The sequence below is a fragment of the Bacillus sp. NS1 genome (assembly GCF_058248265.1).
In genome coordinates this window covers 97,190-110,069 of the sequence record NZ_JBZAZF010000001.1, presented here as the reverse complement: position 1 = coordinate 110,069, position 12,880 = coordinate 97,190, and the positions used below count along the sequence as shown (strand labels likewise).

General features: G+C 37.5%; 11 protein-coding genes. 3 read left to right on the top strand and 8 right to left on the bottom strand.

What is annotated here, in order from left to right:
- Positions 1 to 206: 206 nt before the first annotated feature.
- Both bglA and AC4CV5_RS00595 read right to left on the bottom strand, forming a co-directional pair.
- Positions 207 to 1,646: a 6-phospho-beta-glucosidase BglA gene (gene bglA, locus AC4CV5_RS00600; protein WP_490921914.1), complete on the bottom strand. Its 1,440-nt coding sequence runs from the start codon at positions 1,644 to 1,646 to the stop codon at positions 207 to 209.
- A 13-nt stretch (positions 1,647 to 1,659) separates the two neighbouring features.
- Positions 1,660 to 3,528, bottom strand: a complete 1,869-nt coding sequence (locus tag AC4CV5_RS00595) for a beta-glucoside-specific PTS transporter subunit IIABC (RefSeq protein ID WP_490921912.1) — start codon at positions 3,526 to 3,528, stop codon at positions 1,660 to 1,662.
- Between the two features lie 157 nt (positions 3,529 to 3,685).
- Between AC4CV5_RS00595 and AC4CV5_RS00590 the strand changes: the two genes are divergently transcribed.
- Entirely contained in the window at positions 3,686 to 4,396 is a 711-nt protein-coding gene (locus AC4CV5_RS00590) for a GntR family transcriptional regulator (RefSeq protein ID WP_326222410.1), read from the top strand.
- A 27-nt stretch (positions 4,397 to 4,423) separates the two neighbouring features.
- Complete coding sequence (locus AC4CV5_RS00585; protein ID WP_490922195.1) at positions 4,424 to 4,585, top strand: hypothetical protein; 162 nt, start codon at positions 4,424 to 4,426, stop codon at positions 4,583 to 4,585.
- 137 nt (positions 4,586 to 4,722) lie between these two features.
- Here the strand turns inward: AC4CV5_RS00585 and yydJ are convergent, their stop codons facing one another.
- From yydJ to AC4CV5_RS00560, 5 genes are all read right to left on the bottom strand, one after another.
- The gene (gene yydJ, locus AC4CV5_RS00580; protein ID WP_490921910.1) at positions 4,723 to 5,445 is read right to left on the bottom strand and encodes a YydJ family epipeptide exporter permease subunit; all 723 of its coding nucleotides are present in this window, start codon (positions 5,443 to 5,445) and stop codon (positions 4,723 to 4,725) included.
- 20 nt (positions 5,446 to 5,465) lie between these two features.
- Entirely contained in the window at positions 5,466 to 6,095 is a 630-nt protein-coding gene (gene yydI, locus AC4CV5_RS00575) for a YydI family epipeptide exporter ATP-binding subunit (protein WP_166846323.1), read from the bottom strand.
- A gap of 148 nt (positions 6,096 to 6,243) precedes the next feature.
- Positions 6,244 to 7,002 (bottom strand): zinc metalloprotease LiaK, encoded by a 759-nt coding sequence (gene liaK / locus AC4CV5_RS00570; protein WP_166846321.1) that lies wholly within the window; start codon positions 7,000 to 7,002, stop codon positions 6,244 to 6,246.
- Entirely contained in the window at positions 6,983 to 7,945 is a 963-nt protein-coding gene (locus AC4CV5_RS00565) for a YydG family radical SAM peptide epimerase (RefSeq protein WP_166846318.1), read from the bottom strand. Before AC4CV5_RS00565 ends, liaK begins: the two co-directional genes overlap by 20 nt.
- Positions 7,946 to 8,003: 58 nt before the next feature.
- Positions 8,004 to 8,153: an epipeptide YydF family RiPP gene (locus tag AC4CV5_RS00560; RefSeq protein WP_041906136.1), complete on the bottom strand. Its 150-nt coding sequence runs from the start codon at positions 8,151 to 8,153 to the stop codon at positions 8,004 to 8,006.
- A 493-nt stretch (positions 8,154 to 8,646) separates the two neighbouring features.
- Between AC4CV5_RS00560 and fbp the strand changes: the two genes are divergently transcribed.
- Positions 8,647 to 10,572 (top strand): fructose-1,6-bisphosphatase, encoded by a 1,926-nt coding sequence (fbp, locus tag AC4CV5_RS00555; protein WP_490921906.1) that lies wholly within the window; start codon positions 8,647 to 8,649, stop codon positions 10,570 to 10,572.
- 143 nt (positions 10,573 to 10,715) lie between these two features.
- Here fbp and AC4CV5_RS00550 read toward each other — a convergent pair whose 3' ends face one another.
- Positions 10,716 to 12,194 (bottom strand): P-loop ATPase, Sll1717 family, encoded by a 1,479-nt coding sequence (locus AC4CV5_RS00550; protein WP_490921904.1) that lies wholly within the window; start codon positions 12,192 to 12,194, stop codon positions 10,716 to 10,718.
- Positions 12,195 to 12,880 lie beyond the last annotated feature (686 nt).

Sequence of the window (12,880 nt, the reverse complement as noted above, 5' to 3'; positions counted from 1 at the left end):
ACACCCGCTTTCATCCCTTTTTACTCACAAACTCTCTCCCTTTCTTCCGTTCTAATATTAAATTATACAAAAAAGGATCTTACAGGTGAAATCATAACATAACGATCAGCACTAGTAATCTATTCCCATCACTGGATGTCAGTTCACATCACACCAAAAAACCCGAACCAGGCACTTCAGTAAAATGCTCGATTCGGGCCAGCTGCTTATAATTCCTCGCCGTTCGTTCGAATGACGTTTTTGTACCACTCAAATGAATCTTTTTTATATCGTTTCATGGAACCGTTTCCTTCATTATCACGATCTACATAGATCATGCCGTAGCGTTTTTTCATTTCGCCTGTTGTAAAGGAGACGATATCAATAATCCCCCATGGCGTGTAGCCGATTAAATCTACACCGTCGTAAGTGACCGCCTTTTCCAATGCTTCAATATGTGACTTTAAAAATTGAATCCGTTCCGGATCATGGATCGTGCCGTCTTCTTCCAGCGTATCTATTGCGCCAAAGCCGTTTTCAACGATAAATAACGGGATTTGGTAGCGGTCATAAAAACGGTTTAACGTATATCTCAGTCCGGTTGGATCAATCGCCCAGCCCCAATCACTGGATGTAATGTACGGATTTTCGACACCATTCGGCAATCCCCCGTTGACGATATCGCCCGTATTATCATTTTCCACATCGCTTTTCACAGTTGTTGACATGTAATAGCTGAAGCCTAAGTAATCAACGGTTCCGCTTTTTAAAATCTCATCATCGCCGTCTTCGAATATGATGTGATAGCCTTCTCGTTCAAATTCCTTCAACGCGTAGCTTGGGTAGTAACCGCGAACCTGTACATCCGGGAAGAAGTAGCGCTGTCTCATTTCTTCCTCAGCCAGCATGACGTCTTCAGGATTGGAGGAGAAAGGATAAATCGGCACGTGTGACACCATGGCCCCAATTTGGAACTCTGGGTTGATATCTTTTCCTTTTGACACCGCTAACGCGCTCGCCACTAATTCATGGTGCGCCGTTTGGTACATCACTTCCTTGGCGTTCTCATTATCGCCGACCACAACACCTGAATTCGTCCATAGGAACAGCGGATTGTTCACATCCATTTGGTTGTTGATCTCATTAAATGTCATCCAGTACTTCACTTTATCTTTGTAACGGTTGAAGCAAGCCTCTGCGAAATTGACGAAGAAGTCGACGACTTTCCGGTTTCTAAAGCCGCCGTATTCCCTTGCCAGGTGCAGCGGCATTTCAAAGTGAGACAGCGTAATGACCGGCTCGATTCCATGCTTCAGCAATTCATCAAACACATCATCATAGAACTGCAAGCCCGCTTCGTTCGGTTCTGCCTCATCGCCTTTCGGGAAAATCCGGCTCCAGCCGATAGACGTCCGCAAGCATTTTAATCCCATTTCTGCAAACAATGCGATATCTTCCTTGTATCGGTGATAGAAATCAATGGCTTCATGGTTCGGATAAAATTCGTTCTCATCAATGGTATCCGTGATTTTTCTCGGGACGCCGTGTGCACCCGCTGTCATCACATCGACGACACTTGGCCCTTTACCGCCTTGATTCCATCCGCCTTCAAATTGGTGGGCTGCTAAAGCGCCGCCCCATAAAAAATCCTTCGGCATGTTTCCCATGTTTTATTCCTCCTCAGCTTACGACTGTAAATAATTTTTGCTCTAACGTACTTTCTTCAAGATCCTCGATGAGAATTTCCTGATACGCATGTGAATTCGTGATGATGACTGGCGTAATCGTTGTTAACCCTTTCTCTTCAATGAAAGCTTTATCAAATTCAACAAGCACTTCGCCTTTTTTGACTGTATCTCCCTCTCTCACCTTCAAGGAAAAAGGAGTGCCGTCTAATGTCACCGTATCCAGTCCGATGTGCACTAGCAATTCGACGCCAGTCGCTGAACGAAGGCCGATCGCATGCTTTGTAGGCGCGACCATGACGACGGTTCCGTCAAATGGGGCATAGAGCTTGTTATCAGATGGCTCAATTGCCAAACCTTGTCCCATTGCACCTGAACTGAATACCTCATCAGGCACCTTAGAAAGCGGGATGACCTTGCCGCTAAATGGAGCATATACTGTCTCTTCATTTGCCTGTTCCGCTTGAAGATTACCCTTTTCCGTCTGTGCAGCAGTATCTTCACCGTAGCCAAAGATCTGAATCAGCACAACAGGGAGAATAATCGCAATCGCAGCACCGACTAAAATGCCCCAGATGGATGTAGGGAATTGTTCATTGATGCCATTCACGATTGTCAGAGGTCCCGGAAGGCCCGCATAGGCAAAGTAATACGGATTAAAAAAGCTTGCTGCGACTGCGCCAACCGCGCCGGAAATACATCCAAAGATAAACGGCTTCTTAAATCTCAAGGTCACACCATAGATCGCCGGCTCTGTAATGCCAAACAGTCCTGTGACCCCAGCCGAAACGCTGACTTTTCTCGTTTCCTTGTTTCTTGCTTTCAAAATGACGCCAAGCACGGCCCCAACCTGCGCAATGACTGCAATCGTTTGATACGCCTGGAATGAATCACGTCCGTATAAATCATAGTTCGCCAATACCATAGGTGTGATGCCCCAATGTACACCAAAGATGACGATGACCTGCCAGAATGCGCCGATGATCGCTCCAGCCAAAGCCGGCACGTTTTCCGCCAAGAAGTTGTAACCGTTTGCAATTCCATTTGCGCCTAATGTTGTCACAGGGCCAATGAGAACAATCGTTAACGGCACCATGATCACCATGCATAGAAACGGAACAAACAACGGTCTGACCACTTCGTTCATTCTCTTATTCAAGAATCGTTCAACATAAGACAAAATCCACACTAAAAATAATGGCGGCAGCACGGAAGACGTGTATGTCGTTTGCGATAAAGCAATCCCTAAGAAAGAAATGCTCTTTCCGTCTGCAATTTGAGCCGCCATCTCCGCCCATGTCGGACTGACTAACGCGGCACAGCACGCTACAGCGATATACGTGTTCGTTTTAAAATGCTTTGATGCCGTAATCGCGATAAAAATAGGCAAAAACGTAAACGGCGCCCAAGATATGAAACTGAAAACCTGATAAACTCCTGTTTTCTCAAAACCAGAAAACAATAAGTTAATGATAATTAATGCCCCTTGCAAAATACCAGCAGCGGCCAGAATGTACACAAACGGCGCAAACACAGCTGACATCGTCGCAATAATCCGGTTCAACATCGTTCCTTTATTCTCGCTCTGTTCGCCGGAAAGATCAATATTGACCAGCTTAGAAAATTCCTCGAAGACTTCCCCTACATGCTGTCCAATGACAACCTGGAATTGACCGCTGTTCTCTACAACCGTAATGACGCCAGGCATCGACTTTACGATATCCTTCGCTTTAGGGTTAGACCGCTTCAGCACCAAGCGAAGCCTGGTTGCGCAGCGAGAAGCTCCAATCACATTCTCTTCCCCGCCTACGGCCTCCAAAATGTCTTTTGCTAGTCTTGCATAATCTCTCACTTTCCCCGACATTTTCACCCACCCCTTTGTTTTGGTTACGCTTTCATTATAATTGTACCGGTATAATTTATCAATACTCAAACAAAATATTTGTACACTAACTATTATTGTAAGCGGTTTATGCTATAATTTTGACAAGTGAAACTAAACGAATAAATGAGGAATGCGTATGTTAAAGTACCAGCAAATCGCAGCGGAAATTGAAACATATATAGAAGAACACCAGCTCAAACAGGGAGACAAACTGCCAGTGCTAGAAACCCTCATGGCCCAGTTTGAAGTCAGCAAAAGCACAATCACAAAGTCCCTGGATCTATTAGAGCAAAAAGGCGCGATCTTTCAGCTCAGAGGAAGCGGCATCTTCGTCAGAAAGCATAAACGAAAAGGCTATATCAGCCTCCTGTCGAATCAGGGATTTAAAAAAGATCTTGAGGATTTCAACGTCACCTCAAGAGTCATTGAACTGGATGTGAGAAAGCCGACACCGGAAGCGGCAGAAAACCTGAACATTGGAATTGACGAGGACATCTACTTTGTTAAAAGGGTCCGCTACATCAACGGCCAAACCCTATGCTACGAAGAATCCTATTACAACAAATCCATCGTGACGTATTTAAACAACGAAATCGTCTCCCACTCCATCTTCCATTACATCCGGGAAGGACTGGGATTGAAGATTGGTTTTTCTGATTTGTTTCTTCACGTGGGCCAGCTTAATGAGGAGGAAGCGGAGTATTTGGAGTTGGAGGCTGGACAGCCGAAGCTGTATATAGAGAGTATTTTTCACCTGACGAATGGGGTACCGTTTGATTACTCGAAGATTTCCTATAATTATGAGCAGTCGCAGTTTGTGGTGCAGGCTAATAGTTTTCTGTTGTAGGGCTGCTTCGCTACGGAAGGTGTCGACATATACAAAATCATTATTCCTGCAATTCTAGCCATCTTCATGCTCTGGATACTCTTACAGATTTCACTGGAGATGAGCATCTTTAAGAATCCAATGAACTACTTTATTGTATTCATTATCTTCTTTCTATTGATAAAGATGGTGAAAGAAAAAAAACAATAGATTGGGAAAATTCCAATTGATGCAATCAGAAAGACACCCTTCTCTTAAAAAATCAGCCGGTCACATGGATTATCTTGCAGTTTAAAGATAAATAGGTGCACATAAAAAGCTACTTCGACAAGAAGTAGCTTCCTTCATCATATGCCCATTTTGATCCATCTAGTTTTAGAAAAGCGAAGTATAATCGCATTTATGATAATAATTGAAACTAAATATAAAATAATAAATAAAACATCATTATTCCCAAGTGCCATGTTATCAGATTGCAGCACTCTTTCTATTCGGGGATACATAGTGTTACCTGCCTCAAAAGGAGCGATAAAACCAAACGTTTTATTGCTTATAGCTACTAAAATAACAGAAGTAATCCAATAAACGATACTGACACCTATACTAATTAATATATTAGGACATAGCATGCTAATAGTTCCAATAATTAAAATATACTGCAGTATAACTGCAGAAAATAAAAATAACAATAACGTGAAATGCGAAAAATCATGGTACATCATCGATATGATGAGCAGGCCTAGCGCAATAAACACAAAACACTCCAAAAATAAAACAGCTATCTTTTTATAAAAGAAAGTATAGATGTTCTCTCCGATTAATTTGTAAAAGAGAATATTTTTGTTTGAATACTCTCTATTAATAAAGAAAGCTATTACAAATGAAAATAACATCAAACCAAACTGAGTCGCAACGGTATAGGAGCTAAAGAAAAACATCTCAGGTGTAACATTGCTGACTTTATCGATTCCAACAAGTAAAAAGTATCCCAGTAAAAATAAAAATACAAACATAGATCCTAAAATAATGAAAACTTTGTTGCTAATACTCTTTTTAAACTCTAATTTCATCTTAAGCCCCCACTGTTTTATTACTCATTTATATACACATCAATTAATTTATCCACTGAATGATATTGTTGAATTTCTTGGTGATTAAATATATAATAATCCCCTTCTATCGCCTTTAAATCAGACAAATCATGTGTAATATTAATGATAATCTTATCTGGGTTCTCCTGGATATACTTTTTTAGGAAGCCATGGATCTCTATAACCGTTTTTTTGTCTAATGAATTCGTTATTTCGTCTAACACAATAATATTTTTATCCTCTAATAAGAAACTAAGCAATTTTAACTTTTGCTTTTGTCCATCACTTAAATTTTTGATCAGAACTTTCCCATCTATATTATCCAGGTTAAGTAAATGCCCAATCTTATTTATCATTTCTGAATCAAATTTTTCACTCAAAAAGTGTAATAAAAAGTCCTTAGAAACATCATTTGGTATGTTCGACGAGCTAGATATTAAAGAAACATTTTGTCGAATATCTCTGCCGATTCGTTTGCTATTATTTAATAAAAAATCTTTAGCAAGCTGTGATTTACCGACTCCATTTTTTCCGACAACGTGGTTGATTCTCCCACACGAAAAATGCAAGTCAGTGTCCTGAAGTAACGTTTTGCCTTTCACTTTTAAAGTGTAATTCGCTATATTCATATACATACTCCTAAAAATATTTGCATAATAAAAAAGGTTTTTGAATGTGCTCTGGTTACTAATGTTTTCGCTTTTGAGGTACCTCTTTCGTTTCCGATTCGGAACCGCAAGAAATGTTTTTAGATGGTTAATTTGGAGATATTTTACTCTAGTTTACAATATATAATATCCAATGTACAACTGAATTTACCGCAAGGCCAACCCCTATAATTTGAATAACAAGAACTAACCAATGATTTGTCTTAAAACGGCTAAATTCATCCAAGCTAAGAAAAGCTAAAAGAATTTTGTAACCATCAGAATTCAATATTGGCACCAGGTTCCACAATAAAGTAGACGAGAAGAGCATAAATGCCATCGTTAAAGGTTCACTTGAAATTGTAAATTGATTTATTATTTCTAAAGTGTTGATTATAAAATAATTGATAAACAAGCCGAATAAGTGAACGATTATCTTTTCATTTCTTGATAGCATATAGGTTTCATTCAATTGGACATAAAAAGCTGGGAATACATAAAAATTCAGTTTGAATCCTACTTTATCAAAGTTTTTCCCAAAAAATTTTAAAGAATAGACGTGTCCCAACTCATGAAGCACTATGTTCATTATAAAGTAAATAACTATAATTATCCACATTTTCCATTCAAAGAAAACAGAAGATAATTCATTCTGCAGTTTTATTAAATGAATATAATTTAATATGAACATCAAAGCCGTAAAAGATAAGAACAGGTAAAAAAACTTTGGTGATACTTTCTCTTTATACATTTTAAAACGTAATAATTGTTCATCAGTCAGAGAATGTAAGCTATTTTTATAGTATTCTCCACTTTTCTTGTCTTTTATAAATACATTATTTTGCACAATCACTTCGTATTCTTCATCTTCATACTTTAAAATTTTCATAATAGTATTTTTCCATATAAGGATAAAAATAGTTTATTTTTTCTGCCGAGTTGAATAAAGAACCACAAACACCACAAATAGAAGAAAATTCATAAGGAATATCAAATTCCCCTATCTTATTATTTTCTTTTAAAATATCCAAAAACCATTTGAACCCTTCTTTTCTAAGAATAAATAATAGCAAATTGGAATTTAACTTTTCTACTGTTCTTTCAAAACTTTGGTTATATTCTTCTCTTAAAGTTATTTTCGTTTCAAAAATAGCAGGGGAACAGCATGGGTAAATCTCTCCATCATGATGATATACAATGTCATATCCGGGACAATGTAAGGAATCTTCATCTTCAAGACTGTAAAATTTATGTATGTTATCTTCCTTAATTCTAGTTTTAGCAGCACCAACTGATATCATTGGAAATTTTGTTATCTTTACCCCTAGGATTGAATCCCCTAATTCCTCTAAAATGTGGTTAGACATTTTGTCTTTAGTAACTGCCATATTAAGAGAAAGATCTATACTACCCCGGTATTTCCTGCTATGTTCAAAAATTCTTTTAATACTAGACGGTTTAACAAATGGAGCATGGTACTCATCGTAACTTATAGTCAGTGCTACCACATTTAAAGAATTCATATCTTGAAAGTATTCTTGAACCTTTTTCTTGCTTATGCCCCAAAATCCATTAGAGATCAATGTTATTTGTTTTTCGTATGGTTTAATAATTTCCATTAATTCTTTTAAAAATTTATAATCCAAAAAAACTTCTCCACCAGTAAAAGAAATCACTTGAATGGTTTTATTTTCTGCGAATTCAGTTACTAACTTTCTTATGTAATCCTTTTCCATCTTCACCGTAGAAGTTGGCGAGCTAGAAAAACAACAATGGTCACATTGCGCATTACACTTTGAATCTAAATTAACTGATACTGTTTTATCATACATGATTAATCCCCCAAAAAATGGTAAAGGAGAGTTAGACTCTCCTTTTATACCCTTCTAATTAATGACCACTTCCAAGAATCCAACGGTTTTCTTGAGATTTTACAAAATACCAAAGGTCATTCACTTTTGCTAACTTTTGTGATTCATCTAATAGACCCTTAAATTCTAAGTTTTTCACAGTCTCATTGTTAGTGTTTTCCTTTTTCATATTTTATCCCTCCTTCTCTTCTAATATAAACCAATTATTCTATATAGTTCAATATATGTCAATATATTGGACCTAAAAATCTGAAAAATGTTGCTATTCTTGGTATATAAAGACTATGTCTTCTAGACCCTCTAGCTATTTTTAATTAAAGGCCATAGTTTGATTTAAAGCCTCGTAATGAACATGTAGAGAGAAACCAAGGGAACTGCTCCTTCTTAGTTAAGCAAGTAATGATAGCGCAAACAAACCTAAGCCCAAACCATCCTCAATGGATAATGATGGAAGATCTTTTTTAGCTGTTGCTATCCTGCCTTTTCTTTTATCCTCGCTCATCCGGGCACCTCTTTCACTCGTTTCAATTGTCTCTAAAAGGAGTTATGCGTTACTATCATATAAAGGTCTAATGATGAAAAATAATGTCATACTTTTAAATTCACCTTATCATGCACATGCTCATAAATAGGGGTTTATTCTAAAAAGGGGATGGACGGTTTTGGAAAGCAAGTACCTAGATCTACTCGCACAAAAATACGATTGTGAAGAAAAAGTGGTAACAGAAATCATCAATTTGAAAGCGATATTGAACCTGCCAAAAGGCACCGAGCATTTTGTCAGTGATCTGCACGGGGAGTATCAGGCATTCCAGCACGTGCTGCGTAATGGTTCAGGACGAGTCAAAGAGAAGATACGCGATATTTTCAGCGGTGTCATTTACGATAGAGAAATCGATGAATTAGCGGCATTGGTCTATTATCCGGAAGACAAACTGAAGTTAATCAAACATGACTTTGATGCAAAACCAGCATTAAACGAGTGGTATAAAGAAACGATAAATCGAATGATTAAGCTTGTTTCTTATTGCTCCTCCAAGTATACCCGCTCCAAACTGCGCAAAGCACTGCCTGCCCAGTTTGCTTATATTACGGAGGAGCTGTTATACAAAACAGAACAAGCTGGCAACAAGGAGCAATATTACTCTGAAATCATTGAACAGATCATTGAACTTGGCCAAGCCGATAAGCTGATCACCGGCCTTGCTTACAGCGTTCAGCGGCTGGTGGTCGACCATCTGCATGTTGTCGGCGATATTTACGACCGCGGCCCGCAGCCGGATAGGATTATGGAAGAACTGATCAACTATCATTCTGTCGATATTCAATGGGGAAATCACGATGTCCTTTGGATCGGCGCCTATTCCGGTTCCAAAGTATGCCTGGCCAATATTATCCGTATCTGTGCCCGCTATGACAATCTGGACATTATTGAAGACGTCTACGGCATCAACCTGAGACCGCTGCTGAACCTAGCCGAAAAATATTATGACGATAATCCAGCGTTTCGCCCAAAAGCAGACGAAAACAGACCGGAAGAAGAGATTAAGCAAATCACAAAAATCCATCAAGCCATTGCGATGATCCAATTCAAGCTTGAGAGCCCGATTATCAAGAGACGGCCGAACTTTAATATGGAGGAACGGCTGTTATTAGAGAAAATAGATTATGACAAAAACGAAATCACGCTAAACGGAAAAACATATCAGCTGGAAAACACCTGCTTTGCGACCGTTAATCCTGAACAGCCAGATCAGCTATTAGAAGAAGAAGCAGAAGTCATAGACAAGCTGCTATTCTCTGTCCAGCATTCCGAAAAGCTGGGCCGCCATATGAATTTTATGATGAAAAAAGGCAGCCTTTATTTAAAATATAACGGCAACCTGTTAATTCACGGCTGTATTCCAGTCGATGAAAATGGCAATATGGAAACGATGATGATTGAAGATAAACCGTATGCGGGCCGTGAGCTGCTCGATGTATTTGAACGGTTCTTACGGGAAGCGTTTGCCCATCCGGAAGAAACAGATGACCTGGCGACTGATATGGCCTGGTATTTATGGACAGGCGAGTACTCCTCCCTCTTCGGAAAACGCGCCATGACGACCTTTGAGCGGTATTTCATCAAGGAAAAGGAAACACATAAAGAGAAGAAAAACCCGTATTACTATTTACGCGAAGACGAGGCAACCTGCCGAAACATCCTGGCAGAATTCGGCCTTAATCCAGATCACGGCCATATCATCAACGGCCATACACCAGTAAAAGAAATCGAAGGAGAAGACCCAATCAAAGCAAACGGAAAAATGATCGTCATCGACGGCGGCTTTTCCAAAGCATACCAATCCACAACAGGCATCGCCGGCTACACGCTGCTATACAACTCCTACGGCATGCAGCTCGTCGCCCATAAACACTTCAACTCCAAGGCAGAAGTCCTGAGCACTGGAACCGACGTCTTAACAGTGAAGCGATTAGTGGACAAAGAGCTTGAGCGGAAGAAAGTGAAGGAAACGAATGTGGGTGAGGAATTGTTGCAGGAAGTTGCGATTTTGGAGAGTTTGCGGGAGTATCGGTATATGAAGTGAGGGGTGTGGGGTTCGGAGATGACTACTCTCTGGGCTCTTTTTTCGATTCCTCATCTAGTACAGCAAAGTATTAATGTTGTTCTTATAATTTCATTGATAGTAATTTGATAAAGGAGGTTCGAAATTAAATCGAACCTCCTTTATCACTCTTCTCTACCTTGAACTAATTTCAAAGCAGGCCTATAAATAAATGGTGTCCAATAAGTATTAAATCTTTTTTCAAAAATACCTATATTCACTAAATCGTCTACTATTTTTTTAATATCTCCATCTTCACATTTAAATATTGTAGATAAGCTTTCCATAGTTTGCTCTGCTTTTTGTCCTTCTAATAGTTCGATATATTCCTTCAAATGATAATATTCTGCATAAATTGTTTGTTCTAACCTTTTCTTGGAGACCTCCTCTAATCCTTCTTTAATTGATTTACGTCCAATTAATTCTTCAGAAACATCATCGGAAGAACTTCCTATTTCTAACTCTTTTATTTGAATTTTTTTAGCCTCATTTATTAATTGTATCAATTCTCGGGGAGCAATAATTCCTAAACCGTCTTTAACTCTACTTAACATCCAATTAAAAGTGTTTGGTTTTCTTTGACCAGAATCTACTTGTTCTGGGAATACTTTATAATATAAATTTTCTTGTTCCTCGGTATCAGATAGAATAGACCTTTTACTTAAAGACCATTGGTTAACTAGTATCTCATTTTCTAAAATACGATTAATTATTAAGTGTCTTAAATTTAATTCGTTCCAGTAAATTGTAACTACTTTTGTAATATGACTAGCTTCTCTGAATCCACCAACAGTTATTCTCTTCCAAATATCATCACGAATAAAAATTTTAAGATTTATTTTATCATATGTTTTGAAATCATTATAAACTTGGAATAAAGTTCGAATTGCTACCTTTTCAATCGAAGGATTTTCAGAAAAAGAAACATCTAAACGATCAAAAATAATCCAAGTCTCAATATCTAAACTTTCCAATGCTTCTTCTGCCATATCTAATAAGTCATAAACAGATATAAACCCAAGATTTTTTTGCTCTAATGATGGTTCACTTAACGAAACCTTACCAGTAAATCCCGGCATTAAAGTAGTTGAATCCAATTGTAGTCCGCCTTCTAAAGATTCAACTCGACGAAAGAAATTTATCACATAATCTTTAACGTTACTAAGCATACGTCTTAAGTTTTTTCCATCCAAGAGTCCCTCCATCTGTAATCTAGAAATAAATTCTTTAGATTGGACAGTTTCTTCACCGTACTCATTAATGTATTTTCCTATGATTGAAATAATATAAAGGAACCATATTTGTTTATATGAATTTTCAGATAACTGATCTGAACTTAATACTGTCTTAAATACTGCTGTTCCGGAAATATTTTCGGCTGCAAGTAATGTTATATTCCTTTCTTCTAAATAATCCTTATTATGTATAAGATGTTTATATAAAGCACTTTTACCCGAACCTTTTGCCCCATAAATTATATCTATTTCTCCATTAATCAACCTATTCCATGTGTCTGTTTCTACAAAATAGGATGCTAATCTATTATCTTCCTCAGCAACACTTTCACCAAAATCAAGGTTTTTCAATATATTTAATCTAGACAAATTAGTCAACACTCTTTTCTTTTAAAATTATAATAACTCATTTTAAAAATCATTGTACCATCTGATTAGGAAAATTGCACCACATAAGTCAATACTTCATATAAAGATAAAACTTTTAAAACCTTACTACATTGATAAAAGAAATGCTTACCCTTTAAGAATCAACCAACTAACCTTAGCAACTGATTCAGAAAAGTTTTGTTAGACATATTTTGTTCGCTTCCTTTTTTTACTTTCTATACTAGATAATTTCTTCATAAAATGTATTTATTAATAATATCCTCATCCTTACTAGTCTTGATAAAGCAATTTCATTCGTTTCATAACTGGGCACTTCTCGATTAAGAGTTAAAAGTTTAATAAATAAACTTTATTTTATGTTGAGAGTCCTTAGTTTCGTTAAACCTATACCATATAGTTATAGACAACTTTCCATAATTTTGATTCAATTTTCAAAGCAAAATCATGTACTTTGAAAATTCTTCTTGGCTTATTCTTAATAATATCAAAAACCGAATTACAGTATTTTAGATTTAAAAGAAACGAGTCCAGATAGTCCTAAAGAATTCAATTGATCACAGGTAGACAGTACCTTATTAAAAATATAGTCAATAAACTGTTTATTGATCCCTATTAGAATTTTACTAGCATATTTTAGCAAAAGAACCTTTTTACTTATGGCTTTT

Coding starts and splice junctions, on each gene's coding strand:
- bglA (WP_490921914.1), bottom strand. CDS start 1,646: ATGGGAAACATGCCGAAGGATTTTTTATGGGGCGGCGCTTTAGCAGCC.
- liaK (WP_166846321.1), bottom strand. CDS start 7,002: ATGAAAATTTTAAAGTATGAAGATGAAGAATACGAAGTGATTGTGCAA.
- yydI (WP_166846323.1), bottom strand. CDS start 6,095: ATGAATATAGCGAATTACACTTTAAAAGTGAAAGGCAAAACGTTACTT.
- yydJ (WP_490921910.1), bottom strand. CDS start 5,445: ATGAAATTAGAGTTTAAAAAGAGTATTAGCAACAAAGTTTTCATTATT.
- AC4CV5_RS00595 (WP_490921912.1), bottom strand. CDS start 3,528: ATGTCGGGGAAAGTGAGAGATTATGCAAGACTAGCAAAAGACATTTTG.
- AC4CV5_RS00560 (WP_041906136.1), bottom strand. CDS start 8,153: ATGAAAAAGGAAAACACTAACAATGAGACTGTGAAAAACTTAGAATTT.
- AC4CV5_RS00565 (WP_166846318.1), bottom strand. CDS start 7,945: ATGTATGATAAAACAGTATCAGTTAATTTAGATTCAAAGTGTAATGCG.
- AC4CV5_RS00590 (WP_326222410.1), top strand. CDS start 3,686: ATGTTAAAGTACCAGCAAATCGCAGCGGAAATTGAAACATATATAGAA.